Source organism: Pseudomonas sp. E6002, from assembly GCF_013385565.1.
Classification (GTDB): Bacteria; Pseudomonadota; Gammaproteobacteria; order Pseudomonadales; family Pseudomonadaceae; genus Aquipseudomonas.
Genome location: NZ_JACAPT010000001.1, coordinates 1 through 24,882, shown reverse-complemented (window position 1 = coordinate 24,882; position 24,882 = coordinate 1). Strand labels below are relative to the sequence as shown.

Annotated in this window: 25 protein-coding genes; 12 read left to right on the top strand and 13 right to left on the bottom strand. The window is 61.0% G+C overall.

What is annotated here, in order from left to right; all coding sequences use genetic code 11:
• The 10 genes from HX815_RS00120 to HX815_RS00075 all read right to left on the bottom strand — a co-directional run.
• Positions 1-845 (bottom strand): D-hexose-6-phosphate mutarotase (locus tag HX815_RS00120; RefSeq protein WP_003213018.1); only part of this gene is annotated, 845 nt, incomplete at its 3' end.
• A gap of 178 nt (positions 846-1,023) precedes the next feature.
• Entirely contained in the window at positions 1,024-2,370 is a 1,347-nt protein-coding gene (locus HX815_RS00115) for a carbohydrate porin (protein ID WP_177027645.1), read from the bottom strand.
• Between the two features lie 105 nt (positions 2,371-2,475).
• Complete coding sequence (locus HX815_RS00110) at positions 2,476-3,636, bottom strand: ABC transporter ATP-binding protein (protein WP_017475738.1); 1,161 nt, start codon at positions 3,634-3,636, stop codon at positions 2,476-2,478.
• Between the two features lie 2 nt (positions 3,637-3,638).
• The gene (locus HX815_RS00105) at positions 3,639-4,484 is read right to left on the bottom strand and encodes a carbohydrate ABC transporter permease (RefSeq protein ID WP_003213012.1); all 846 of its coding nucleotides are present in this window, start codon (positions 4,482-4,484) and stop codon (positions 3,639-3,641) included.
• Positions 4,477-5,385 (bottom strand): carbohydrate ABC transporter permease, encoded by a 909-nt coding sequence (locus tag HX815_RS00100; protein WP_003213011.1) that lies wholly within the window; start codon positions 5,383-5,385, stop codon positions 4,477-4,479. Before HX815_RS00100 ends, HX815_RS00105 begins: the two co-directional genes overlap by 8 nt.
• An 88-nt stretch (positions 5,386-5,473) precedes the next feature.
• Positions 5,474-6,760 carry an ABC transporter substrate-binding protein gene (locus HX815_RS00095; protein ID WP_003213009.1) on the bottom strand — a complete coding sequence of 429 codons (1,287 nt, stop codon included), beginning with the start codon at positions 6,758-6,760 and terminating at the stop codon, positions 5,474-5,476.
• A 106-nt stretch (positions 6,761-6,866) separates the two neighbouring features.
• Positions 6,867-8,126, bottom strand: coding sequence for an AGE family epimerase/isomerase (locus tag HX815_RS00090; RefSeq protein ID WP_177027644.1), 1,260 nt, complete (start codon positions 8,124-8,126; stop codon positions 6,867-6,869).
• Between the two features lie 156 nt (positions 8,127-8,282).
• Positions 8,283-9,110 (bottom strand): hypothetical protein, encoded by an 828-nt coding sequence (locus HX815_RS00085; RefSeq protein WP_003213005.1) that lies wholly within the window; start codon positions 9,108-9,110, stop codon positions 8,283-8,285.
• Positions 9,111-9,228: 118 nt separating this feature from the next.
• Positions 9,229-10,227, bottom strand: a complete 999-nt coding sequence (locus HX815_RS00080; protein ID WP_003213003.1) for an NAD(P)-dependent oxidoreductase — start codon at positions 10,225-10,227, stop codon at positions 9,229-9,231.
• 52 nt (positions 10,228-10,279) lie between these two features.
• A complete protein-coding gene (locus tag HX815_RS00075; RefSeq protein WP_102369765.1) occupies positions 10,280-11,173 on the bottom strand; it encodes a LysR family transcriptional regulator ArgP in 894 nt (297 codons plus the stop codon).
• Positions 11,174-11,271: 98 nt separating this feature from the next.
• Between HX815_RS00075 and HX815_RS00070 the strand changes: the two genes are divergently transcribed.
• The 7 genes from HX815_RS00070 to HX815_RS00040 all read left to right on the top strand — a co-directional run bounded on the left by HX815_RS00070 (position 11,272) and on the right by HX815_RS00040 (position 18,950).
• Positions 11,272-11,673, top strand: coding sequence for an ACT domain-containing protein (locus tag HX815_RS00070; protein ID WP_003213000.1), 402 nt, complete (start codon positions 11,272-11,274; stop codon positions 11,671-11,673).
• Positions 11,674-11,678: 5 nt separating this feature from the next.
• Positions 11,679-12,281, top strand: a complete 603-nt coding sequence (locus HX815_RS00065) for a LysE/ArgO family amino acid transporter (RefSeq protein ID WP_003212999.1) — start codon at positions 11,679-11,681, stop codon at positions 12,279-12,281.
• 175 nt (positions 12,282-12,456) lie between these two features.
• A complete protein-coding gene (locus HX815_RS00060) occupies positions 12,457-13,053 on the top strand; it encodes a superoxide dismutase (RefSeq protein ID WP_003212997.1) in 597 nt (198 codons plus the stop codon).
• Positions 13,054-13,211: 158 nt separating this feature from the next.
• A complete protein-coding gene (locus HX815_RS00055; protein ID WP_003212995.1) occupies positions 13,212-13,409 on the top strand; it encodes a hypothetical protein in 198 nt (65 codons plus the stop codon).
• Positions 13,410-13,679: 270 nt separating this feature from the next.
• The gene (locus tag HX815_RS00050) at positions 13,680-15,731 is read left to right on the top strand and encodes a bifunctional diguanylate cyclase/phosphodiesterase (protein ID WP_003212994.1); all 2,052 of its coding nucleotides are present in this window, start codon (positions 13,680-13,682) and stop codon (positions 15,729-15,731) included.
• 162 nt (positions 15,732-15,893) lie between these two features.
• The gene (locus tag HX815_RS00045; protein ID WP_003212990.1) at positions 15,894-17,231 is read left to right on the top strand and encodes an imelysin family protein; all 1,338 of its coding nucleotides are present in this window, start codon (positions 15,894-15,896) and stop codon (positions 17,229-17,231) included.
• A gap of 264 nt (positions 17,232-17,495) precedes the next feature.
• Complete coding sequence (locus HX815_RS00040) at positions 17,496-18,950, top strand: TrkH family potassium uptake protein (protein WP_177008478.1); 1,455 nt, start codon at positions 17,496-17,498, stop codon at positions 18,948-18,950.
• Here the strand turns inward: HX815_RS00040 and HX815_RS00035 are convergent.
• Complete coding sequence (locus tag HX815_RS00035) at positions 18,907-19,962, bottom strand: AraC family transcriptional regulator (protein ID WP_003212986.1); 1,056 nt, start codon at positions 19,960-19,962, stop codon at positions 18,907-18,909. The genes HX815_RS00040 and HX815_RS00035 overlap by 44 nt on opposite strands.
• Positions 19,963-20,123: 161 nt before the next feature.
• Here HX815_RS00035 and HX815_RS00030 point away from each other — a divergent pair, with 161 nt between their 5' ends.
• Both HX815_RS00030 and HX815_RS00025 read left to right on the top strand, forming a co-directional pair.
• Positions 20,124-20,435, top strand: coding sequence for a DUF962 domain-containing protein (locus tag HX815_RS00030; protein WP_177027643.1), 312 nt, complete (start codon positions 20,124-20,126; stop codon positions 20,433-20,435).
• A gap of 33 nt (positions 20,436-20,468) precedes the next feature.
• The gene (locus tag HX815_RS00025) at positions 20,469-21,053 is read left to right on the top strand and encodes an HD domain-containing protein (protein WP_177027642.1); all 585 of its coding nucleotides are present in this window, start codon (positions 20,469-20,471) and stop codon (positions 21,051-21,053) included.
• Here HX815_RS00025 and HX815_RS00020 read toward each other — a convergent pair.
• Positions 21,050-22,324, bottom strand: coding sequence for an MFS transporter (locus HX815_RS00020; RefSeq protein WP_052024259.1), 1,275 nt, complete (start codon positions 22,322-22,324; stop codon positions 21,050-21,052). The genes HX815_RS00025 and HX815_RS00020 overlap by 4 nt on opposite strands.
• Positions 22,325-22,686: 362 nt before the next feature.
• Here HX815_RS00020 and HX815_RS31530 point away from each other — a divergent pair, with 362 nt between their 5' ends.
• The 3 genes from HX815_RS31530 to HX815_RS00010 all read left to right on the top strand — a co-directional run bounded on the left by HX815_RS31530 (position 22,687) and on the right by HX815_RS00010 (position 24,349).
• Positions 22,687-22,815: a hypothetical protein gene (locus HX815_RS31530; RefSeq protein ID WP_003212978.1), complete on the top strand. Its 129-nt coding sequence runs from the start codon at positions 22,687-22,689 to the stop codon at positions 22,813-22,815.
• Positions 22,816-22,889: 74 nt separating this feature from the next.
• Positions 22,890-23,063: a hypothetical protein gene (locus HX815_RS00015; RefSeq protein WP_008430977.1), complete on the top strand. Its 174-nt coding sequence runs from the start codon at positions 22,890-22,892 to the stop codon at positions 23,061-23,063.
• Positions 23,064-23,149: 86 nt separating this feature from the next.
• Positions 23,150-24,349 carry an MFS transporter gene (locus HX815_RS00010; protein WP_003212974.1) on the top strand — a complete coding sequence of 400 codons (1,200 nt, stop codon included), beginning with the start codon at positions 23,150-23,152 and terminating at the stop codon, positions 24,347-24,349.
• Here HX815_RS00010 and arfB read toward each other — a convergent pair.
• Complete coding sequence (arfB, locus tag HX815_RS00005) at positions 24,346-24,759, bottom strand: alternative ribosome rescue aminoacyl-tRNA hydrolase ArfB (RefSeq protein WP_003212972.1); 414 nt, start codon at positions 24,757-24,759, stop codon at positions 24,346-24,348. The two genes, HX815_RS00010 and arfB, sit on opposite strands and share 4 nt — an antisense overlap.
• Positions 24,760-24,882: the final 123 nt, after the last annotated feature.

The following is a 24,882-nucleotide window of genomic DNA, read 5'->3' as shown; positions in this document are numbered from 1 at the left end:
CAAGCCCCCGCCCTCGCCTGCAAACTCAAATGCGCCCTCTCCCCCGGCGCCAGGCTCGCAGCAGCCATCGCCGACTCCACACACACGAACCCCGCAGCCTCGTTGAAGCTCACCCCCAGCAACGGTCGACTCCCCGGGTGCCACACCACCGTGTCGGCACTCTCGCCGGTGTCGATGCACAATTCGCGCTGCCAGGCATGGTCCTTGAGGTGCAGTTCGCCGTCGTGCTGGAACACCCGCTGACACCCACCATCGACACGCAACTCACCTTCCTGCTGGCACGCCTGGCGATTCAGCTGGTCGTAGCCCTGCGCGCCATCCAGCCCAGACAGCGCTATCTCACCAACGTTGCCAATCCGCCAATAGGCGTGCAAAGCATGGCTCAATTGGCACGGCAGCTCGTCCTGGTGCTCGGTGGCCAGGCGCAGCTCCAGGGTTTCCCCCAGGTGTGCATGCAGGTCCACCTGCCAGTCGCATAGCTGCAATTGCCAGTGCAAACGCACGCCGTCGTCGTCGGTGCTGCTGTCCAGCAATTTCCAGTCGATCAGCCGTGCCCAACCATGGGACGGCCAGGCGTTTTCGCTGGGATGGCGGCCATACCACGGCCAACACACCGGCACGCCGCCACGGATGGCGCCGACCTGCGGCCACTTGGCCGCGCACCACAGCCAGGGTTTCTGGCCCGTGGGCTGAAAGTGCAGCAATTGCGCGCCCTGGCGACTGAACACCGCCTGGCAGAGCGGGTGATCAATCACCAGCACATCGCGCATCTGGAAGCGTTCCCAGGCGAATACCGGCCGCTCGCGCAGGGATTTGAAAAAGCGTTGCAGCGGATGCTCATGCATGTGCCACGGTCCTGAATATCTTTGCAGGCGCTGGCTTGCCTGCGATGGCATCGCCTCGGTGTGGCAGATACACCGCGGGGCGCGCATCGCAGGCAAGCCAGCTCCCACACAAAAAAAAGCGGATAGCCATGGCTACCCGCAAAATGCGCACAGAGAGAAGGAGCTTATCGCAACAACGTTAGAACGTAGACTGAATTTTCAGGCCCGCTACCACCGCGTTGTCGACTTGCTTAACACCACCTGGGTTGGCGATGTATTGCAGGTTGGGACGCACGGTCAGCCAGTTGGTGACGTGGATGCCGTAGTTGAGTTCGACGTTGTACTCCGTGTTACGCAGCGGTGCGTAACCCGATTGGTCATAATCCGTGAAACCGCCGGCCGCGTTGAGCAACTCAGCATTTTTCTTCACGTCACTGTTGGCATGGATACGGGATACACCGATACCCACGTCATCTTTTGTACGTGCGTCGAATGGACCTTTATACACAAGCATCAGCGACTGGTAGTTGTCGACCAGGTTGGTGTCTTTGTCGTGGAAGGTGACGTTGGCCGCAATGTTCAAGCCGCGGGAAGCATCGCCATTGTGGGTGGTGAGTTGCTGTTGCAGAACGCCCCAGTAACCGCTTTTGCTGCTGCGAACGCGGAAGGCTGCGCCCGTGGTGCCAGCATCGTTACCGTTGACGTCTTCACGTACGTCGGTAGCGTCGGCGGTGCTCTTGTAGTAACCCACACGGTATTCGCCCGGCAGGCCATTGACCTTCGGCGACCAGACCAATTCAACCGGCAATACGGTGCCCTTGGTGCCGCTGCCGCTGAGCTTGAAGCCGTTGCCGTGCTCCAGTTGCGACGGGTTCTGGTTGTACGCACCGATTTGCGCATACAGCTCAGGCGTGATGTTGTACTTCACGCGGATAGCCGCCTGGCTGACGGGCCAGTTGTACCAGGTGTTTACATAGTTACCGACCTGCGAGCCACAGAACGACAGGTTCTGGAAGTCGCACGGGAAGGTGTTGAAGTCTTCGCCTTCACCGAAGTAACCGAGTTTCACGTCCAGCTTGTTGTCGAACATCTGGTGCTGAATCCAGAACTGGGTCAGACGCACCATGTGGCCTCGGCCGTCGACTTCCTGAGACGAACTCAAGGTGCCGGCACGCGGGTCGCCAATACGGTCGTTGGAAATGTTTGCGCCATTACGATTGGTCAACTGGATCTTGGCCTGGGTGTTGTCCCAGCCCCACAGCTTTTGCAGGTCCAGTGCCACGCCCAGACCGAACTGGTCAGCGTAACGGGCAGTCTTGTCGTTGTTGTAGCCACCGCTGAGGTTGCCACCGACTTCACCGACGTAATCCGCCTTGATGTCGATACCTTGCTCGATCAGCTTGGTACGTTCGCCGCCCCAATCACCGGTCATCCACTTGGAGTCGGCGCTGAACGCGTCGTCCGCCATCGCATTGGCGGACAGTACCAGGGCTGCTGCTGCTGACAGTTGGCAGAACAACCGGGTGTTGTTGTGGTGCTTTTTCATCCCTACATCCTCGTCTTTATTGTTATTAACTGTTTTTATCTAACGCGGTTTACTTCTTTGTGAGAGCAGGACTCTCACAAAAGCCCCTACACATCATTTGAAACTTCAGCGTCCCTTGAATTGAGCGACGTTGTCGGCACGGTCCTGGGCAGGCAACGAAGCGGCAGTGCCCAGGCGCTCGCCGGTCTTGGCGTCGAACAGCAACACCTTGGCCGGGTCGAACTGCAAGGTCAGGGTCTCGCCCACTTGCGGCGCCACATCGGGCGCCAGGCGGCAGCAGACCTTGGTGTCATTGATTTGCACGAACACCAGGGTGTCCGGACCGGTCGGCTCGGTGACTTGCACCTCGGCCCGAATGGTCGGCGCGCCGGTGGCTTCAGCGGCAGCCAGTACGATCTGCTCCGGGCGCAGGCCCAGGATCACTTCGCGGTCTTCAAGACCGGCATCGTTCATGTTCAACGGCAATTCACAGCGGGCCTGGCCGCTGTCCAGCAGCGCCACCAGGCGGCCGTCCTTGCGTTGCAGGCGCAGTGGAATGAAGTTCATCGGCGGCGAACCGATGAAGCTCGCCACGAACAGATTGGCCGGGTCGTTGTAGATCTCTTTCGGCGTGCCGAACTGCTGGATGATGCCGTCCTTCATGACCGCCACTTTGTCGCCCAGGGTCATCGCTTCGATCTGATCGTGGGTGACGTAGACGGTGGTGGTTTTCAGACGCTGGTGCATCAGTTTCATTTCGGTACGCATCTCGACCCGCAGCTTGGCGTCGAGGTTGGACAGCGGTTCGTCGAACAGGTAGATCTTCGGGCGACGCGCCAGTGCCCGGCCCATGGCCACACGTTGTTGCTGGCCACCGGAGAGCTGGCCCGGCTTGCGATTGAGCAGGTGCTCGATCTGCAGCAGCTTGGCCACTCGCGCCACTTCTTCATCGATCGCCGCCTGGGGCATCTTGCGAATCTTCAGGCCGAATTCGATGTTCTCGCGCACGCTCATGGTCGGGTACAGCGCGTAGGACTGGAACACCATGGCGATGTCACGATCCTTGGGGCTCATGCCGCTGACGTCCTGGTCGCCGATCATGATCGCGCCACCGGTGATGTTTTCCAGGCCGGCAATGCAATTCATCAAGGTCGATTTGCCGCAACCCGAAGGGCCGACCAGGATCAGGAACTCACCTTCCTTGATCGACAGTTCGATGTTCTTCAGGGTGTCCGGCAGACCGGTACCGTAGGTCTTGTTTACGTTACGAAGTTCGAGCGTTGCCATGATTACCCCTTGACCGCGCCGGCCGTCAGGCCGCGCACGAAATACTTGCCTGCGACCACATAGACCAGCAGGGTCGGCAGCCCGGCGATCATCGCCGCCGCCATATCAACGTTATATTCCTTGACCCCGGTACTGGTGTTGACCAGGTTGTTCAGCGCCACCGTGATGGGCTGCGAATCACCGCTGGAGAACACCACGCCGAACAGGAAGTCGTTCCAGATCTGCGTGAACTGCCAGATCAGGCACACCATGATGATGGGTGTCGACATCGGCAGGATGATCAGGCGGAAGATCGTGAAGAACCCCGCGCCATCCAGGCGAGCCGCCTTCACCAGTGCATCGGGAATGCTGACGTAGTAGTTACGGAAGAACAGTGTAGTAAACGCCAGCCCGTAGACGATGTGCACGAACACCAGGCCCGTGGTGGTACTGGCCAGGCCCATCTTGCCGAGGGTGAACGAAGCTGGCAGCAGCACGGTCTGGAACGGCAGGAAGCAGCCGAACAGCAACAGGCCGAAGAACAACTGCGAACCACGGAAGCGCCACATCGACAGCACGTAGCCGTTCAACGCACCGATGGCGGTGGAGATCAGTACCGCCGGAACGGTGATCTTGATCGAGTTCCAGAAGTAGCCGTCAACCGTGGCCCAGGCTTTCACCCAGCCGATGCCGGTGATCACGGTGGGCCAGCTCAGCAGGTTGCCGGTGCTGATGTCTTCCGGGGTCTTGAAGCTGGTGAGCAACATGACCACCAACGGCACCAGGTACAGCAGGACAGCGAGAATCAGCACCGCGTAGATCGCGACGCGGCTCAGGCTGATGGCAGGTTTGCCAGCAAGACTAGTCATTGCGCTTGGTCCTCAGCTCGGAGTACAGGTAAGGCACGATGATCGCGAGAATCGCACCGAGCATCAGAATCGCACTGGCCGAACCCATGCCCATCTGGCCGCGGCTGAAGGTGAAGGAGTACATGAACATCGCCGGCAGGTCGGAGGAGTAACCCGGACCACCCGCCGTCATGGCCGCCACCAGGTCGAAGCTCTTGATCGCGATGTGCGCCAGGATCATTACCGCACTGAAGAACACCGGGCGCAGGCTTGGCAGCACCACTTTCCAGTAGATGCGCGGCATGCTCGCGCCGTCGATCTGCGCCGCACGGATGATCGATTGATCAACACCGCGCAGGCCGGCGAGGAACATCGCCATGATGAAGCCCGAGGCTTGCCACACAGCAGCGATCACCAGGCAATACACCACACGGTCCGGGTCGATCAGCCAGTCCAGGCGAAAGCCTTCCCAGCCCCAGTCACGCAGCAGTTTGTCCAGGCCCATGCCTGGGTTGAGCAGCCATTTCCAGGCGGTACCGGTGACGATCATCGAGAGCGCCATCGGGTACAGGTAAATGGTGCGGATAAAACCTTCGCGACGGATTTTCTGGTCGAGGAAAATCGCCAGGGTCACGCCGATCACCAGGGTGATGCCGATGAACATGCCACCGAACACCGCGAGGTTCTTGCTCGCGACCCACCAGCGGTCGTTGTCGAACAAGCGCACGTATTGCGCCAGACCTACGAATTTGTAGGTCGGCAGGAAAGTCGAGTTAGTGAACGACAGCACGAACGTCCACAGGATGTAGCCATAGAAGCCCACCAGAACGATGAACATGCTCGGCGCCAGCACCAGTTTGGGTAGCCAGCGCTGCAGTGCATCGAACGGCGAGGCTTTGCTGAACACAGCAACAGAACTCATGGGAAAATCCAGTACAGGGAAAAAGGACTACAGGAACAGGCCTTGTGGGGGTTAGGGGTCCCCCCACAAGGCCATTCGGTACTAACCGTTACTTGGCCGACTTGATCGCTGCCGCGAGTTTCTTCGCGGTATCGGCAGGGTCAGCTTTCGGGTCATTGATGTAGTTGGTCACGACATCAAAGAACGCGCCTTGTACCGCCAGCGTGGTTGCCATGTTGTGGGCCATGCTTGGTTGCAGGCCGCCAGTCTTGGCATCCGCCAGGAAGTCCTTGGCAGCAGTCTGGGCGCAGGAGTCGAAGCCGTATTTGCCCATGTCTTGCAACATGTCGATACGAACCGGGATCGAGCCCTTGTTGATGCTGAAGACTTTCTGGAAGTTTTCGCTCAGCACGACCTTGGCGATGTCCTGCTGACCGGCAGCAGTGCCTTTGTCTTTCTGCTTGAAGGCTGCGAGGGAGTCGATGTTGTAGGTGAAGGCCTTGTCGGTGCCCGGGAAGGCTACGCACTCGTAGTCTTTGCCGGCGACTTTCTTGGCGGCGGTCCATTCACTCTTGGCCCAGTCACCCATGATCTGCATGCCGGCCTTGCCGTTGATGACCTTGGCGGCTTCCAGGTTCCAGTCCTGGCCTTTGCCGTCTGCGTCCATGTAGGTCGCGACTTTCTTCAGCTCGGTCAGGGACTTGATCATTTCAGGGCCGGTCAGGGCTTTTTCGTCGAGGTCGACCAGGGCTTTCTTGTAACCGTCAGCCCCCATGACCGAGAGCACGACCGCTTCGAAGACGGTGCTGTCCTGCCAAGGCTGGCCACCGTGGGCGAGCGGAATGAAGCCCGCGGCCTTGAGCTTGTCGCCCGCTGCGTAGAATTCTTCGAGAGTGGTCGGGTTCTTGGTGATACCGGCTTTCTTGAACACTTCCGGGTTGATCCACAGCCAGTTCACGCGGTGAATGTTCACCGGCACGGCCACGTAGTTACCTTCGTACTTCACGGTATCGGAGACTTTCTTGTCCAGCAGGCTGTCCCACTTCTCTTCTTTGGCGGGTTCCTTCAGGACGTCGGTGTCGAGCAGCCCGGTGGACGCCCATTCCTGGATGTCGGGGCCTTTGATCTGGGCCATGCCTGGCGGGTTGCCAGCAACGGCGCGGCTTTTCAGTACGGTCATGGCAGTGGAACCGCCACCGCCGGCGACGGCACCGTCTTTCCAGGTGAAACCGTCTTTTTCAACTTGGGCCTTCAGGACATCTACTGCCGCTTTCTCGCCACCCGAGGTCCACCAATGCACAACTTCAACCGTCCCTTTCGAGTCGGCGGCAAAAGCACTGAGGGGAAACAACGAGGCAACGGAAATAGCTACGGCGAGGCGACTGATCGCTTTCATCTGAGTACCTTTTTTCTTGTTGTTATGCATGCAAGTCGGTGCTTGCGCTGCAAACGAGTTTAAACAGGGATTTTTCAGGTGCAGGTAACAAAGGGACGCCAAAATGTCACCACTTGGTGACATAGCGCCCGGTGGCCACGGCACTGGCCATGCTCGGTGACAAGGGTAGCCCCGGCAGCAAGACAGACTGCCAGGCGTGGTAGAGGTCCGGTTTGCCACCCCAGATTTTCGCGCTGGGCTGGTTTTTCGGGCTCAGTTCGTGGTGCCAGCTGCCGTGGGTGCGGTCAATGAAACGGGTTTCACAGAACTCCCAGAAGCGCCGGTACCAGGTTTCGTAATGCAGCTCCCCCGTGCGTTTGAGCAGCGCCTGGGCAGCGGCACTGGCTTCGCAATGGGTCCAGTGCAGGCGCTCGCGCACCACGGGGCGCTGGCTCCAGTCGAGGGTGTAGACAATGCCGGGAGCGCCGTCGACGGCCCAGGCGTATTCACAGGCGCTGGCGAACAGGCCCTTGGCGTCGGTCACTAGCCACTCAGGGGTGACGAGCCCGGCATCCAGGCGCGCAGCCTCAAGGTGCAACACCAGTCGCGCCCATTCGAAGCCGTGGCCGGGGGTGATGCCGTAGGGACGAAAACCATCGGCCGGGTTGTCTTCGTTGTAACCACGCAGGGGTTGCCAATGGCTGTCGAAATGCTCGATCACCATGTCCCGGTTTTGCGCCGCATGGGTATGAATAATCCGCTCGACGATGCGCAGTGCCCGGTCCAGCCAGCGGGTTTCACCGGTGACATCGGCCAGGGCCAGGAAGGCTTCAGTGGCGTGCATGTTGCTGTTGGCGCCGCGATAGGCTTCTACCCCGCTCCAGTCCTGGGCGAAGGACTCGAGCATCGCGCCCTCCTCTTCGTTCCAGAAGTACTGGTCGATGATGTGGATCGCGTCGTTGAGCAAGGTTTGCGCGCCGGGCGCGCCGGCCACTACTGCGGAGCTGGCGGCCAGGGCGACAAAGGCGTGCAGGTAGGCGGCCTTGCCGGTGTTGCCGTCGCGGGCGTCGGGCGTGGCGAACCAACCGCCGTGCCGGGCATCGCGCAGCGGGCCGCTGAGGGCCACGACGCCGTGTTCCACCAGGTCGGCATAACCTGGCAGGCCCAGACCATGGGCCATGGCAAAGCTATGGGTCATGCGGGCGGTGTTCATGGTTTCGGCGACGGCATCGGGCGGCAAGACGCCTTGATCGTCAAGGTTGCCGAAGCCCTCAGGCAGCCTGGAAGCCTTGGCGAATGACAGCAGGCGCTGGCCTTCAGTGGCAAGCCAGGCGTGATGGGCAGGTGCGTTCAGCCAACTACTGGCAGGCAGTGGTTGCGTGGTCATGATTAGCCCTTTTTATTATGTGCGGGATGACGGGAGTCTAAACAAGGGCGGCGCGAGGGCAAGTAACGAAGGGGACGGGAAATGTCACCGATTGGTGACATTGATTGTGCCAGGGCCTGCAGGCGTCATGTGTAGTGACGCCTACAGCACCTCACATCACTGCTGCCCGAGAGGGGTGATCCGGGCCGGCTGGTTGATCTGCTGCTGCAGGTTCTGCACCTGGCTTTGCAAGGCAGTGACGTTACGCGTGGTCTGGATGCGGAACACGTCGAACTCTTTGGTGGACGGACCGTCGGAAGCCGCGGCGCGGTTGTCCAGTTCGCTCTTGAGGACCACAAGGTCCTGCTCCAGGCGGGCGATGGCGGCCGTGGGGTTGCCCTGTTTTTTCAGGGCTGCGACGTCGGCGGAGAGGTCCTTGAACTCGGCGTCCCGGGACTTGAGGGTAGCCACCGCCTCCGTCAGCGCCTGGACCTGGCCCTGCAATTGCGCGTTGGCACTGGACAGTTGGGTCGTGCTGGCGGTCATCTGCTCCAGGCGCTTGTCCAGGTCCGTTGCCTGGCCGGCCACGCCCATCTGCTGCTTGCCCTGCTCCAGCAACTGGGTCTCCAGCTGCTTGATCTGCAGTTTCAGGGCCTCGCTGCCATTATTCACATTGGCTTCGCTGGCCACCACCTTGCCGGAAATATCCTGCAGGCGCCCCGCCGCTTCCTCGCTGATGCGCGCGAAGCTTTCCTGGGTCGCCACCAGTTGCTGGCCCATCAGGGAAATCTGCTGGAAGCTCCACCAGGCAAGGCCGGCGAAGGCGAACAGCAGCGCACCGACCAATGCCCACAGCGGCCCGGTACTGGCGCTCTTGACCTTGACAACCGGCGCAGGCCGGGAGCGCACGGAGGTAGCCGGCGTGGGCTCGAAATCATCGTCGTCCGAGGTGTCGGCCCGCAGGCTGGGAACGTTGTCGAAGTCGTCGTTAGCATCGTTACGCATGAATCAACCTTAAATCCTTTGAGGTGGCATATGGATAGCCAGGCGTCGGAGTATAAACCCCCGACCTGCCGCACTGATCGACCCGGGTTCGCAAATTCGGTTCCCGGTGTGTTGCCGGTTATTTAAGTCCCACGTCCTGGGCCTTCCACCAACTGCAGAACTCGTCGAGGGCCGCCCACAGGCTGACCTTGGGCTGGTAGTCGAGATAATGCCGTGCGCGGGTGATGTCGAGGGTGAAATCTTTGTTCATCACCTGCATGCCCAGCCGTGACAAAGACGGTTCCGGGCGCCCTGGCCACATGGCACAGAAGGCTTCATTGAGCGCCGCAACGCTGTAAGACAAGCCGTAGGACCGATAACGGGTGACCTGAGGCATGTCCATCTGTCGCATCACGTAGTTCACCACATCCCACACCGGCACCGGGGCGCCGTTGCTGATGTTGTAGACCTTGCCCAACGCCGAGCCCGTCGCCAGCAAACTGCTGAGCAGGGCTTCATTGAGGTTGTGCACGCTGGTGAAATCGACCTTGTTCAGGCCATCGCCGACAATCGCCAGGCGGTTCTTGCGCTGCATCTTCAACAGGCGCGGGAAGATGCTCATGTCGCCGGCCCCCGTGACAAAGCGCGGGCGCAGGGCCAGCACTTCGAGGCCAAACTCCTGGGCGCCAAACACCTTTTGCTCCGCCAGGTATTTGGTGGCTGCATACGGATGCTTGAAACGCTTGGGCACTTGTTCTTCGGTCAAGCCCAGGTGGTCACGGCCGTCGAAGTAGATCGACGGCGAAGACAGGTGCACCAGGCGCCCGACCCGCTGCTTGAGGCAGGCCTCCACCACGTTTTCGGTAACCAGCACATTGCCCTGGTGGAAGTCCTGATAACGCCCCCACAGCCCCACGGCCCCGGCGCAATGCACCACGGCCTCGACGTCGCGGCACAGCTCGCGCACCAGGTCCGGATCATTCAAATCACCCTGGATAAACTCGGCGCCGCGCCGTACCAGGTGTTCCACACCTTCGGCCCGCCGCCCGTTGACCCGCACGTCCAGGCCCTGCTCCAGGGCGAAACGCGCAAAGCGCCCGCCAATGAAGCCGCTTGCGCCGGTGACCAGAATTTTCATGACTTACTCCGCATTCTTTCGTTTTTCATCGCTGTTGCCTTGACGCTGGCCATCACTCCAACGGCACCAACCATTGCCCCGTTGTGTGTGCCAGATGATCCGTCAGCAGGCCCAGCAATTGTCCACCACTGCGCCAATGATGCCAGTACAGCGGCACATCGATCGGCTTATCTGGCAATAACTCCACCAACACGCCCTTTTCCAGCTGGTCGCGCACCTGCAGTTCGGGCACCAGGCCCCAGCCCAATCCGGCTTCCGTCAGGCGAATAAAACCTTCGGACGAGGGGCATAGATGGTGTTCGAAACCACCGTCGACGCCCAGGGACGCCAGGTAGCGATGCTGCAGGAAATCATCCGGGCCGAACACCAGCGCCGGCGTGCGGGCCAGTTGATCGGCCCGCACGCCCTCGGGAAAGTGCCGAGCGACAAACGCCGGGCTGGCCAGCGCCCGATACCGCATCGCGCCGAGCAACAGGCTGCGGGCGCCGGCCACCGGGCGTTCGCTGGCGCAAATACAGGCTGCCACTTCGCCGGCGCGCATGCGCTTGAGGCCGACGGTCTGGTCTTCTACCACCAGGTCCAACAGCAAATGCTGCTCGGCGCAGAAGTCGCTCACCGCCTCGGCCCACCACGTGGCCAGGCTGTCGGCATTCAAGGCGATGCGCAGGCGCTCGGGCATGCCCTCTTCATCCAGCGCGGGCACCTGGCTTTGCAGGTCGCGCTCCAGCAATCGTACCTGTTGCACGTGGTTGAGCAGGCGGCGGCCGATCTCGGTGGGCGTCGGCGGCGTGGCACGTACCAGCACCGGCTGGCCGATTCGCGCCTCCAACAGCTTGATGCGCTGGGAAATCGCCGATTGGGAAATTCCCAGTACCTGCGCGCCCCGCTCGAAGCCGGCCTGTTCCACCACCGCCGCCAGGGCGGAAAGCAATTTATAGTCGAACATCAGTTTTCCTAATGAGCGATCAGCAATATTGGTTTTTCTTATACAGCCTTGGACGGGAGAATAGCCAGCATCGCTTCTTCTTATTCAAGGACCTCCACATGGCTGGCGAAACCGCCCTGGCAACCCTGCTGCGCAGCATGAGCCCACAGCTCAATGACGGCGACTACGTGTTCTGCACCCTGGCCGACAGCCGAATCCCCGAAGGTTGCGAGGTGATCGGCAGCTTCCGCGAGCAGGAAGGCCTGACGTTGATCGTCGAGCGCCAGCAGGCCGAGCGGGCCGGACTGGCCTTCGACTATGTGGCTGCGTGGATCACCCTCAACGTGCATTCGGCCCTGGAAGCGGTCGGCCTGACCGCCGCGTTCGCCACGGCCCTGGGCCAGGCCGGGATCAGTTGCAACGTGATTGCCGGCTACTACCACGATCACCTGTTTGTCGGCCGCGCCGATGCCGAGCGCGCCATGACGGTGTTGCGGCAATTGGCGGCGGGCGCGGAGTAAATCCTATGTGGCAAAGCTATATGAACGGCCTATTGGTGGCCTTTGGTTTGATCATGGCGATCGGCACCCAGAACGCGTTTGTGCTGGCGCAGAGCCTGCGGCGCGAACATCACCTGCCGGTGGCGGCACTGTGCGTGGTGTGCGACGCGATCCTGGTGGCCGCCGGCGTATTCGGCCTGGCCACCGTGCTGGCGCATAACCCGGTATTGCTGGCGATTGCCCGCTGGGGTGGCGCGGCGTTCCTGCTTTGGTACGGTACCCTCGCCCTGCGCCGGGCCTGCTCGAAGCAGAGCCTGGGCGAGGGCGAGAACCTCAAGGTACGCTCGTTGAAGGCGGTGATGCTCAGCGCCCTGGCGGTGACGTTGCTCAACCCCCACGTGTACCTGGACACCGTCTTGTTGATCGGCTCCCTCGGCGCCCAGCAAACCGAACCGGGCGCCTACGTGGCCGGCGCCGCCAGCGCTTCATTCCTGTGGTTCATGACCCTGGCCCTGGGCGCCGCATGGCTGGCACCGTGGCTGGCGCGCCCCGCCACCTGGCGGATTCTGGACCTGCTGGTAGCCGCCATGATGTTCAGCGTGGCCTATCAATTAATCAGCGCAGCGTAGATATTCCAAAACGCTCTGGAACCTCTATCCCACACAGTTGTTGCGTGGTTTTGCCGCACCCCCGGTGCTATGATCCAGCCCCTGCGCCGCAAAGAGTACAAACTCCCCGGCGCTTGTTTGGCCGCCCGTGATCGGCCTTGCGCTCACCGCAACTGACCTGATTAGGAGAATCATCATGGCTTTCGAATTGCCGCCGCTGCCCTACGCACACGATGCCCTGCAGCCGCACATTTCCAAGGAAACCTTGGAATACCACCACGACAAGCACCACAACACCTATGTCGTGAACCTGAACAACCTGGTGCCTGGCACCGAGTTCGAAGGCAAGACCCTGGAAGAAATCGTCAAGTCTTCTTCGGGCGGCATCTTCAACAACGCCGCTCAGGTCTGGAACCACACTTTCTACTGGAACTGCCTGGCGCCAAACGCTGGCGGCCAACCTACCGGCGCACTGGCTGAGGCGATCAACGCTGCCTTCGGTTCGTTCGACAAGTTCAAGGAAGAGTTCACCAAGACTTCGGTCGGCACCTTCGGTTCCGGTTGGGGCTGGCTGGTGAAAAAGGCTGACGGTTCCCTGGCCCTGGCCAGCACCATCGGCGCCGGCAACCCGCTGACCAGCGGCGACACCCCGCTGCTGACCTGCGACGTCTGGGAACACGCTTACTACATCGACTACCGCAACGTGCGTCCAAAGTATGTGGAAGCGTTCTGGAACCTGGTCAACTGGAAGTTCGTGGCTGAGCAGTTCGAAGGCAAGACCTTCACCGCTTAAGTACCGCTTGCAGTAGAAAGAGCCCGGCGATTGCCGGGCTTTTTTGTGGGCGATTACAAATGGAAAAATGCCAGGAAAACGCTGGAACTCATCAAAAGGATTTCGCCACGCAGCATGTAAGAGGAATGTCCCTCTGATTGACTGCAGGAGAACTTGATATGGATCTAGCATCTTTGATCGGCATGGCCCCTCAAGCACTTAACGTGTTCGATAACGTGACAGATAAGGGCCTGGACGTCCTGGACAAAAGCTTGGGCATCCTTGATAAGACCGTGGACATAGCTCGACAGGCCTTGGGGCAAATCGACCCTCAGGCGCAAGACCAGCCACAACCGCCGAAAATTTCGTTTACCTGATGGGCGCTGACGCTCGACGGTTTGTTTCGCTGGCCTGAAAAACCCGCGCTCGTCCTGAAAAGACAGTACAAGAAGTCGGCACGTACGATCCGCCGACTTCACTCCATGCCAGGCCTGCCTTTCCATTCCCCCTCCCAACGTCTTACCCCCGGACGCGCTCATCTAAACTGCAAAACCTGCCCTGGCCGCAATGTCCCTTTGACTGCCCTCACGGGATTGCCAATACTCATGGCATATTGAGGCTACCCGCATGGAACAAGGAATAACCCTTTGAAGCTGGAACTCAAAAACAGCTTGTCGGTGAAGTTGCTACGGGTGGTACTGCTTTCGGCATTGGCCGTGGGCGTGGTACTGAGCGCGGCGCAGATCGTCTTTGATGCGTACAAGACGCGCCAGGCCGTGGCCGGTGATGCCCAGCGCATCCTCGACATGTTTCGCGACCCGTCCACCCAGGCCGTCTACAGTCTGGACCGGGAGATGGGCATGCAGGTCATCGAAGGCCTGTTCCAGGATGATGCCGTGCGCATGGCCTCCATCGGCCACCCCAACGAAACCATGCTCGCGGAAAAAACCCGCGACCTGCAACAATCCCCGAGCCGCTGGCTGACCGACCTGATTCTGGGCCAGGAACGCACGTTCACCACGCCGCTGGTGGGGCGCGGGCCTTACAGCGAGTACTACGGTGACCTGAGCATCACCCTCGACACCGCCACCTATGGCAAAGGGTTTCTTGTCAGTTCAGTGATCATTTTCATCTCCGGGGTGCTGCGGGCGCTGGCCATGGGGCTGGTGTTGTACCTGGTCTATCACTGGCTGCTGACCAAGCCGCTGTCGCGCATCATCGAGCACCTGAGTTCGATCAACCCCGACCGTCCCAGCGAGCACAAGATCCCGCAGCTCAAGGGCCACGAGAAAAACGAGCTGGGGCTCTGGATCAACACCGCCAACCAGTTGCTCGAATCCATCGAGCGCAATACGCACTTGCGCCATGAGGCGGAAAACAGCCTGCTGCGCATGGCCCAGTACGACTTCCTGACCGGCCTGCCGAACCGCCAGAAACTGCAGGAGCAACTGGACAAGATCCTGATCGACGCCGGCCGCCGGCAACGCCGGGTCGCGGTGTTGTGCGTGGGGCTGGATGACTTCAAAAGCGTCAACGAGCAGTTCACCTACCAGGCCGGCGACCAGTTGCTGCTGGCCCTGGCCGACCGCCTGCGCGCCCACAGCGGCCGCCTCGGCGCCCTCGCCCGCCTCGGCGGCGACCAGTTCGCCCTGGTGCAGGCCGATATCGAGCAGCCCTACGAAGCCGCCGAATTGGCACAAAGCATCCTCGACGACCTGGAAGCCGAATTCGCCCTCGATCACGAACAGATCCGCCTGCGTGCCACCATCGGCATCACCCTGTTCCCGGAAGACGGCGACAGCACCGAGAAGCTGCTGCAAAAAGCCGAACAGACCATGACCCTGGCCAAGAGCCGCTCGCGCAACCGCTACCAGTTCTATATCGCCAGCGTCGACAGCGAAATGCGCCGCCGCCGCGAGCTGGAAAAGGATCTGCGCGACGCCTTGAGCCGCGAGCAGTTTCACCTGGTGTACCAGCCGCAGATCAGCTATCTCGACCACCGTGTGGTGGGTGTCGAAGCGTTGATCCGCTGGCAGCACCCGGAGCACGGCCTGGTGCCGCCCGACCTGTTTATCCCCCTGGCCGAACAGAACGGCACCATCATTGCCATCGGCGAATGGGTACTGGACCAGGCCTGCCGGCAACTGCGGGAATGGCATGACCTGGGCTTCACCGAGCTGCGCATGGCGGTCAACCTGTCGACCGTACAGTTGCACCACGCCGAGCTGCCACGGGTGGTCAACAACCTGCTGCAAATCTACCGCTTGCCGCCGCGTAGCCTGGAGCTGGAAGTCACCGAGACCGGCCTGATGGAAGACATCAGCACCGCCGCCCAGCACCTGCTGAGCCTGCGCCGCTCCGGGGCACTGATTGCGATTGATGACTTCGGCACCGGCTATTCGTCCCTGAGCTATCTGAAAAGCCTGCCGCTGGACAAGATCAAGATCGACAAGAGCTTCGTCCAGGACCTGCTGGATGACGACGACGATGCGACCATCGTGCGGGCGATCATCCAGCTCGGCAAAAGCCTTGGCATGCAGGTGATCGCCGAGGGTGTGGAGACCGCCGAACAGGAGGCCTACATCATCTCCGAGGGTTGCCACGAGGGTCAGGGCTACCACTACAGCAAACCCTTGCCGGCACGGGAGTTGGTGGCCTACTTGAAACAGGCCCAGCGCAATAACGCCGCCATCCTCTGAAGCGATGCCGGCCATCGGGGCCACGCGCACCGATGGCCGGCAAATCGATACTAAATATTTCCTGCTTATAACGCTTTACACAAAATGCAAATCTTTCGCATTATGTCGCAGTTTTGCGCGCCCCCCGCGTGCCCCATCAACAACCGAAGCAGGATGTTCGCCATGATTCGTATGCCCCTGGCCACCGCCAGCCTTCTCGCCATTGCCATTTCGCTCGCCGGTTGCGGTGAAGGCAAAGACAAGGCCGCCGCGCCTCAAGCCCCGGCCGCCGCCAGCACCACCGCCCCGGCGGCTGCCCCGGCAGGCCAGGTAGACGAGGCCGCCGCCAAGGCCGTGGTCGCGCATTACGCTGACATGGTGTTCGCGGTATACAGCGATGCCGAGTCCACCGCGAAAACCCTGCAAACCGCGATCGACACTTTCCTTGCCAACCCGAACGACGACACCCTGAAAGCGGCCCGTACCGCCTGGATCGCCTCGCGCGTGCCGTACCTGCAGAGTGAAGTGTTCCGCTTCGGCAACACCATCATTGACGACTGGGAAGGCCAGGTGAACGCCTGGCCCCTGGACGAAGGCCTGATCGACTACGTCGACAAGACCTACGAACACGCCCTGGGCAACCCTGGCGCCACCGCCAACATCATCGCCAACAACGAGATCCAGGTCGGCGAAGACAAGGTCGATGTCAAAGACATCACCCCGGAAAAACTCGCCAGCCTGAATGAGCTGGGCGGTTCCGAAGCCAACGTAGCCACCGGCTACCACGCAATTGAATTCCTGCTCTGGGGCCAGGACCTGAACGGCACCGGCCCGGGCGCCGGCAACCGTCCAGCGTCGGACTACATGACCGGTGATGGCGCCACTGGCGGCCACAACGAGCGCCGCCGCACCTACCTGCGCGCCGTGACTCAACTGCTGGTCAGCGACCTGGAAGAAATGGTCGGCAACTGGAAGCCCAACGTCGAAGACAACTACCGCGCCACGCTGGAAGCAGAACCTGCGACCGATGGCCTGCGCAAGATGCTGTTCGGCATGGGTAGCCTGTCCCTGGGCGAGCTGGCCGGTGAGCGCATGAAGGTTTCCCTGGAAGCCAACTCGCCGGAAGACGAACAGGACTGCTTCAGCGACAACACCCACAACTCGCACTTCTACGACGCCAAGGGTATTCGTAACGTTTACCTGGGTGAGTACACCCGCACCGACGGTACCAAGATGACCGGCGCCAGCCTGTCTTCCCTGGTGGCCAAGGCCGACCCGGCGGCCGATGAAGCGTTGAAGGCTGACCTGGCCTCCACCGAAGCGAAGATCCAGGTGATGGTGGACCACGCCAACAACGGCGAACACTACGACCAGTTGATTGCTGCCGGTAACGACAAAGGCAACCAGATCGTACGTGACGCCATCGCCGCATTGGTGAAGCAGACCGGTTCGATCGAACAGGCTGCTGGCAAGCTGGGCATCAGTGACTTGAACCCGGATAACGCTGATCACGAGTTCTGATCAGTGCCGCGTTGAATGAGGCGACCTTCGGGTCGCCTTTTTTGTGCCTGCCCTCCAAGCTCCATCAACCAGCACAAATCTCCTGTGGGAGCGGGCTTGCTCGCGAAAGCGGTGGGTCAGCCAATGCATCCGTTGACTGATACACCGCTTTCGCGAGCAAGCCCGCTCCCACACTTGATCTGCCACGTCTCCAACGCCCCCCCGGTTTACTTGCCCTGCACCGCAGGTAGAATGGCGCCTTTCCTGTCACCCCGAGCGGACCTCATGGCGTTGCCGACCTTACGGATAATCGGTTTCATTATCGGCATCTTCCTGATCACCCTGGCGATCGCCATGGTCATCCCCATGGCGACCCTGGTGTTTTTTGAACGCACCAGCGACCTGCCGTCGTTCCTCTGGGCCAGCCTGATTACCTTTATCGCGGGCCTGGCACTGGTCATCCCCGGCCGCCCGGAACACGTGCACCTGCGCCCGCGGGACATGTACCTGCTGACCGTCTCCAGCTGGCTAGTGGTGTGCATCTTCGCCGCACTGCCGTTCCTGTTGACCCAGCACATCAGCTACACCGACTCGTTCTTCGAAAGCATGTCGGGCATCACGGCCACCGGTTCCACGGTGCTCAGCGGCCTGGACACCATGTCCCCGGGCATCCTCATCTGGCGCTCGCTGCTGCACTGGCTCGGCGGTATCGGCTTTATCGGCATGGCGGTGGCGATCCTGCCGCTGCTGCGCATCGGTGGCATGCGCCTGTTCCAGACCGAATCCTCCGACCGCTCGGAAAAGGTCATGCCCCGCTCACACATGGTGGCGCGCCTGATCGTGGCGGCGTACGTGGGCATCACCATCCTCGGCAGCCTGGCGTTCTGGTGGGCCGGGATGGGGCTGTTCGATGCGATCAACCATGCGATGTCGGCAATTTCCACCGGCGGGTTTTCCACTTCCGACGAATCCCTGGCCCACTGGAAACAGCCGGCGGTGCACTGGGTGGCCGTGGTGGTGATGATCATGGGCAGCCTGCCGTTCACCCTGTATGTGGCCACGATGCGTGGCAACCGCCGGGCACTGATCAAGGATCAGCAGGTGCAAGGCATGCTCGGCTTGCTGCTGGTGACCTGGCTGGTGCTCGGCACCTGGTATTGGTGGACCACCAATCTGCATTGGCTGGAGGCGCTGCGCCACGTGGCGGTAAACGTCACTTCGGTAGTCACTACCACAGGTTTTGCGCTGGGGGACTACAGCATCTGGGGCAATTTCTCGCTGATGCTGTTCTTCTATCTGGGCTTTGTGGGCGGTTGCTCCGGCTCCACGGCTGGCGGGATCAAGATCTTCCGTTTCCAGGTCGCCTACATCCTGCTCAAGGCCAACTTGAACCAGTTGATTCACCCGCGAGCGGTGATCAAGCAGAAGTACAACGGCCATCGCCTCGATGAAGAAATCGTGCGTTCGATCCTGACCTTCTCGTTTTTCTTCGCCATCACCATCTGCGCCATCGCCCTGGCCCTGTCACTGCTGGGCCTGGACTGGATGACCGCACTGACCGGCGCCGCCAGTACCGTGTCCGGCGTGGGCCCGGGCCTGGGTGAAACCATCGGCCCGGCCGGTAACTTCTCCACCCTGCCGGACGCTGCCAAGTGGATCCTGTCATTCGGCATGCTGCTGGGCCGGCTGGAGATCATTACGGTGTTTGTGCTGTGCATTCCGGCGTTTTGGCGTCACTGACAGGCAGCTCATGCAACCGCGCCCGGTACTCGCCGGGCGTGGCATCGAACCAGCGGCGGAACGCACGAAAGAAGTTGCTCGGGTCGGCAAACCCCAACAGGTAGGCAATTTCCAGCAGGGTCATGCTCGGCTGCGCCAGGTATTGCTCGGCCAGTTCGCGGCGGGTGTCGTCGAGCAAGGTCTGGAAACTCGTGCCCTCCTCCTGCAAGCGGCGCTGCAAGGTGCGCTGGGACAGGTGCAACGTCTGCGCAACCACTTCACGCTTGGGCTCGCCCTGGGGCAGCAATCGGCATAGCACCTGCCGCGCCTTGTGGGTCACCCGGCTCTCGGAAAACCGCGCCAGGTACTCCCCGGCAAAACGATCGTGCAACAACGCCATCGCCTCGTTCGCCGTGGGCAACGGCGCCTCCATATCGGCCCGTTCGAAGATCAGCGCGTCATAGGGCGCGTTGAACACCAGCGGTGCATGGAAGGCTTGTTTATAGGGTGCCAGGTCCGCTGGCTGATCGCCCTGCACCAGCACCTTGCGCGGTTGCAACGTGCGCCCGGTCAGCCAGCCGCATAACGCCAGGGCACTGGCCAGGGACGCTTCGGCACTTTGCCGGGTAGGCGGCAGGTGGTCGCCGTGCACCGTCAGAATCAGCGCATAACCTTCGGGTAACAGGCGGAAACTCAGGTCGGCACTTTCAGCAATGATTCGCTGGTAACGCACCAGCCGCATAAAACCTTCGGCCAGGGTATTGCTGGACATCAAGGCGTAGCCGGCCACATGAAACGATGCCGGGCGCACCACCTTGCCCATGTTCAAGCCAATCGCCGGGTTGCCCGACAGCTCGACCGCGCGCTGCCAGAGCCGGGTCATGGAGTCCTGGGGGAAGCGTGCATCCGGGTCATTCAGCGCGGCGTAATCCAGGCCAAGCTGCTTGAACAAGGCACGGCAATCCAGGCCGTCCATTTCCAGCGCCTTGACTATCCCCATCGCCCAGCTTGCAGAAGTCGTTCGTTCGCTCATGGCGTTTTCTTAACAAGGAAGGCTGAAACGACAGCCAGGAATCCGAAGGATACTAAAGTGGCATCTATTGTCACTGGCTGTTACCACTGATGACTCTAGACTCAAATAAGCTCCCCGCCGAACATCTGTCGGGCAGAACAATAACCAGAGGGCCGACCACTGTGGAAAATGCCAGGCAATTCAACAGCTTCGCCGATTTCTACCCGTATTACCTGAGCGAACACGGCAACAGTACGTGCCGTCGCCTGCACTTTATCGGCACCAGCCTCGTTATCTTCATTCTCGCGTTGGCGATCGGCAAAGGTGCGTGGCTACTGCTGCTGGCGCTGCCGGTGGCCGGCTACAGCTTTGCCTGGATCGGCCATTTCTTCTTTGAAAAGAATCGCCCGGCGACCTTCCAGCATCCGCTGTACAGCCTGTTGGGGGATTTCGTGATGTACCGCGACATGATTCTGGGCAAGGTGCCGTTCTAGCCCCACGCTTAAAGAATAATAAGAGAGGCTTTGATGAACCAGCAGGCCCGTTTCACCCATATGCAGGATGGTACCCAGGAAGACTGGGCGATCATCGCCAAGGATTTCAGTGCTTACGCACGGCAATTGCCAAGCCGGATCCTGGCGCATCTACGGCTGCTGGAGGGCGACTTCGGCGGCTTCCCGGTGGACCGCCTGACCCACTCGCTGCAAACCGCCAGCCGCGCCTGGCACGATGGCCGGGATGAAGAGTACGTGGTGTGCGCCCTGCTCCACGACATCGGCGACACCCTCGGTTCCTACAACCACCCGGACATCGCCGCCGCGATTCTCAAGCCGTTCGTAAGCGCCGAGAATCTGTGGATGGTGGAGAAGCACGGGATCTTCCAGGGCTACTACTTCTTCCACCACCTGGGGATGGACCGCCACCTGCGCGAGCAATTTGGCGACCACCCGCAGTACCGGCAAACCATCGAGTTCTGCGCGCAGTACGACGCGGCGGCGTTCGACCCGGCCTACGACACCCTGCCGCTGAGCTTCTTCGAGCCGATGCTGGCGCGGGTGTTTGCCCAGCCGAAGAACTCGCTCTACAAGGTGGCGATGGAACGCCAGGGTTAAACCGGCAGCAATGTGCCGCCGTGACCGGTTTGGGTGGCTGGCTCCGGATCTTTGACGATCTCCCGGGCCACCATCAGGATCACGATGGCCGCAATGATGTCGAAAATCGCCAGCACCACAAACAGCGGGCTGTAGCCGACCTTGGTCACCAGCACGCCGAACACCGCAGTAAATGCCGCAGCCCCGATAAACCCGCACATCTGCCCGCCACCGGTGGCGGTGGCCACGTCGTTCTTGCCGAATGAGTCCGAGGCGATGGAAAACAGTGCACCCGACAAGGTCTGGTGGGCGAAACCGCCGACACACAGCAGGGCAATCGCGGTGTAGGCACTGTCCACCAGGCCGATGCACGCCGGGCCGATCATGCACAGGCAACCGAACAGCATCACCAGCTTGCGCGAGGTGAACAGCGAGACCTTGAAGTAGCGGTGGAACAACGGGCTCAGGTAGCCACCCAGCACACAGCCAATGTCGGCGGCCAGGAACGGCAGCCAGGCGAACAGCGCCATTTCCTTGATGTTCATGTGCCGCTCGGTCATCAGGTACAGCGGAATCCAGGCATTGAACGTCTGCCAGGCCGGCTCCGAGAGCATCCGCGCCGAGGCGATGGCGAAAAAGTTGCGGCTCTTGAGGATGCGCTTCCAGCTGGCTTTCTTCTGCACGCCTTCCTTGAGGTGGGTTTCCTGGCCGGCCTCAATGTACTCACGCTCGGCCTGGGCCAGCAGGCGCTGGTCACGCGGGTGCTTGTACAGCAGCAGCCACAGCCCGCTCCACACCAGGCCGATGCCGCCAACGATCAGGAATGCCAACTGCCAGCCGCTGTGCAAAATCGCCCAGACCACCAGTGGCGGCGCCAGCAACGCACCAAACGACGAACCAAAGTTGAACCAGCCGATGGCGACGGAGCGCTCCTTGGCCGGGAACCACTCGGTAATCGCCTTGACGCCACCGGGGAAGCCCGCCGACTCCGTCAGCCCCAGTGCGCCACGGGCCACTGCCAGGCTCTGCCAACCGGTGGCGAATGCCGCCAGGGCACAGACTACCGACCAGGAGATGGCGAAGATGGCAAAGCCCATCTTGGTACCGATCGCATCGATCACATAACCGGCGATCGGCTGCATCAAGGCGTAGCACACCTGCCAGGCAACAACGATGTGGGAATACTGCTCAGTGGAGATGCTCAGGTCGGTCATCAGCGTGGGGGCTGCGACTGAGAGCGTGTTGCGGGCCAGGTAGTTAATAATCAGGCCGACCGTCATCAGCCCGACCATCCACCAACGGATGCCTTTGATTTTCATCGCTTCACCTTAATTATTTTTAGATTTGAGGCGTACGTTCTGCGACCGAGCGCATCCGTATTACGGGCGCTATAAAACTGTAACGTCATATGTCGTCATACAACTGTTAGCGTTATATTCAGTCCGCAGTACGATGTCAATCCGTGAAGGGTGATGTTGTACGATGACAATCGACACCCCTGTGGCGCCACGTCACTTGCGCGGCGGGATGAAGACGCGTTCATTTTCTGAGATAAAATCTTTCTGTCATTTACAGTGCTGTATCCTGCACAGGCTTTTTGAACGCGCGGAATCACCTGCGATTGATAAAACAGATCTTGCGAGGAGCGACGACGATGCACGAAATCCCTAATCTCCCCTTCCCAAGCCTGCACGAAACTGAGCAGCCAACCCCGCAACAGGCCGGTGCCACCAAGCCCGAGCCCAAAGAGGCAAAACCGGTCGACCGCAAGAGCGAAGACTGAGAGCCGTACCCAGACCGTGTGGAAAGCGTGACATTGCGCGCTTTCCACACCGCCTGAACACCGTGAGCCCCGCCATGACCGACACCACCCCCGATACCGCCCTGCTCGACACTGCCTTGCACATGGTCGACGTATGGAACCGCCTCACTCCGGAAAAACAGGCCCTCCTGCTCAAGCGCTTCGGCACCCAGGAAAACGCCCTCGCCGCGTTGGTAACCACGCAACTGCTCAACCCCGCCGATCGCTAAAAGTTTGCTTTGCTGCCCCCGCACGCGCCCAGCATCGGTATCATAAGCAGCCTATCTTTTCCTGCTGCGACAGTGGACCTCTCCCCATGCCAGATACCCAGCGCCCCATGGCGGTCACGCTGCAAGTCGTTTCCATCGTTTTGTTCACCTTCATCGGCTACCTGAATATCGGCATTCCCCTGGCCGTGTTGCCTGGCTATGTGCACAGCGACCTGGGCTTTGGCGCCGTGATCGCGGGCCTTGTGATCAGCGTGCAATACCTGGCCACTCTGCTGAGCCGGCCCTATGCCGGACGCATCATCGATAATCGCGGCAGCAAGCGCGCCGTCATGTACGGCCTGGCCGGTTGCGGGTTGAGCGGCGTGTTCATGTTGCTCTCGGCGTGGCTGTCACACCTGCCGGCGCTGAGCCTCACCAGCCTGCTGATTGGCCGCCTGGTGCTGGGCAGCGCTGAAAGCCTGGTGGGCTCGGGTTCCATCGGCTGGGGCATTGGCCGGGTGGGCGCGGCGAATACCGCCAAGGTCATCTCCTGGAACGGCATCGCCAGCTACGGCGCCCTGGCCATCGGCGCACCGCTGGGGGTGTTGCTGGTCAGTCATTTCGGGCTGTGGAGCATGGGCGTCAGCATCATCCTGCTGGCGGTGCTGGGCCTGCTGCTGGCCTGGCCGAAAGTCGCCGCGCCGATCGTGGTGGGCGAGCGCCTGCCGTTCATGCATGTGCTGGGGCGCGTGTTGCCTCACGGCTGCGGGCTGGCGCTGGGCTCGATCGGGTTTGGCACCATCGCCACCTTCATCACCTTGTATTACGCGACCCAGCATTGGGATAACGCGGTGCTGTGCCTGAGCCTGTTCGGTGCCAGCTTTATCGGGGCGCGGTTGTTGTTCGGCAATTTGATCAACCGCATTGGCGGGTTTCGCGTAGCGATTGCCTGTTTGTCGGTGGAGACGCTGGGGCTGCTGCTGCTGTGGCTGGCGCCGGATCCTCATTTGGCGTTGGCGGGTGCGGCGTTGAGCGGGTTTGGCTTTTCCCTGGTGTTTCCGGCCTTGGGTGTGGAGGCGGTCAACCTGGTGCCCGCCTCGAGCCGGGGTGCGGCGGTGGGGGCGTATTCGCTGTTTATCGATTTGTCGTTGGGGATCACCGGGCCGTTGGCCGGGGCGATTGCGGCGGGGTTCGGGTTTGCCTCGATCTTCCTGTTTGCGGCGATCGCGGCGTTTGGCGGGTTGCTGTTGAGCCTGTATTTGTATCGGCAGGCGCCGAAGTATCGCGAAGAACGTCAGGCGAGTTAGAAGTCCACCTTGCCGCGGCCGGCCTTGATGCTGCCGCGTTTGGTCTTGGATTCGAGGCGGCGCTTCTTTGAGCCCAGGGTGGGTTTGGTGGGGCGGCGTTTCTTTTCGACCTTGGTGGCGCTGAGGATCAGTTCCACCAGGCGCTCGAGGGCGTCGGCGCGGTTTTGTTCCTGGGTGCGGTATTGCTGGGCCTTGAGGATCAGTACGCCTTCGCTGGTGATGCGGGTGTCGCGCAGGGCCAGCAGGCGTTCCTTGTAGAAGTCAGGCAGGGACGAGGCCGGGATGTCGAAACGCAGGTGCACGGCGCTGGAGACCTTGTTGACGTTTTGACCGCCAGCGCCCTGGGCGCGGATGGCTGTCAGTTCGATCTCGGCGTCGGGGAGGTGCACGTTGTTGGATATCACCAGCATTTTTTGATCGGGCCTTGGGGTGGAGGGGTAAGGATACGCCAATGTGTTGGGCTGCTGGGGGCTGGGGGCTGGGTACATATCCGTTATTTGGGTGATGGCTGATATTGGTTCCGCTCTTACAGC

Coding starts and splice junctions, on each gene's coding strand:
- HX815_RS00080 (WP_003213003.1), bottom strand. CDS start 10,227: ATGAAAATTCTGGTCACCGGCGCAAGCGGCTTCATTGGCGGGCGCTTT.
- HX815_RS00075 (WP_102369765.1), bottom strand. CDS start 11,173: ATGTTCGACTATAAATTGCTTTCCGCCCTGGCGGCGGTGGTGGAACAG.
- HX815_RS00115 (WP_177027645.1), bottom strand. CDS start 2,370: ATGAAAAAGCACCACAACAACACCCGGTTGTTCTGCCAACTGTCAGCA.
- HX815_RS00110 (WP_017475738.1), bottom strand. CDS start 3,636: ATGGCAACGCTCGAACTTCGTAACGTAAACAAGACCTACGGTACCGGT.
- HX815_RS00040 (WP_177008478.1), top strand. CDS start 17,496: ATGGCGTTGCCGACCTTACGGATAATCGGTTTCATTATCGGCATCTTC.
- HX815_RS00010 (WP_003212974.1), top strand. CDS start 23,150: ATGCCAGATACCCAGCGCCCCATGGCGGTCACGCTGCAAGTCGTTTCC.
- HX815_RS00060 (WP_003212997.1), top strand. CDS start 12,457: ATGGCTTTCGAATTGCCGCCGCTGCCCTACGCACACGATGCCCTGCAG.
- HX815_RS00045 (WP_003212990.1), top strand. CDS start 15,894: ATGATTCGTATGCCCCTGGCCACCGCCAGCCTTCTCGCCATTGCCATT.
- HX815_RS00100 (WP_003213011.1), bottom strand. CDS start 5,385: ATGAGTTCTGTTGCTGTGTTCAGCAAAGCCTCGCCGTTCGATGCACTG.
- HX815_RS00085 (WP_003213005.1), bottom strand. CDS start 9,110: ATGCGTAACGATGCTAACGACGACTTCGACAACGTTCCCAGCCTGCGG.
- HX815_RS00020 (WP_052024259.1), bottom strand. CDS start 22,324: ATGGTCGGGCTGATGACGGTCGGCCTGATTATTAACTACCTGGCCCGC.
- HX815_RS00025 (WP_177027642.1), top strand. CDS start 20,469: ATGAACCAGCAGGCCCGTTTCACCCATATGCAGGATGGTACCCAGGAA.
- HX815_RS00070 (WP_003213000.1), top strand. CDS start 11,272: ATGGCTGGCGAAACCGCCCTGGCAACCCTGCTGCGCAGCATGAGCCCA.
- HX815_RS31530 (WP_003212978.1), top strand. CDS start 22,687: ATGCACGAAATCCCTAATCTCCCCTTCCCAAGCCTGCACGAAACTGAG.
- HX815_RS00055 (WP_003212995.1), top strand. CDS start 13,212: ATGGATCTAGCATCTTTGATCGGCATGGCCCCTCAAGCACTTAACGTG.
- HX815_RS00015 (WP_008430977.1), top strand. CDS start 22,890: ATGACCGACACCACCCCCGATACCGCCCTGCTCGACACTGCCTTGCAC.
- HX815_RS00065 (WP_003212999.1), top strand. CDS start 11,679: ATGTGGCAAAGCTATATGAACGGCCTATTGGTGGCCTTTGGTTTGATC.
- HX815_RS00035 (WP_003212986.1), bottom strand. CDS start 19,962: ATGAGCGAACGAACGACTTCTGCAAGCTGGGCGATGGGGATAGTCAAG.
- HX815_RS00090 (WP_177027644.1), bottom strand. CDS start 8,126: ATGACCACGCAACCACTGCCTGCCAGTAGTTGGCTGAACGCACCTGCC.
- HX815_RS00105 (WP_003213012.1), bottom strand. CDS start 4,484: ATGACTAGTCTTGCTGGCAAACCTGCCATCAGCCTGAGCCGCGTCGCG.
- arfB (WP_003212972.1), bottom strand. CDS start 24,759: ATGCTGGTGATATCCAACAACGTGCACCTCCCCGACGCCGAGATCGAA.
- HX815_RS00095 (WP_003213009.1), bottom strand. CDS start 6,760: ATGAAAGCGATCAGTCGCCTCGCCGTAGCTATTTCCGTTGCCTCGTTG.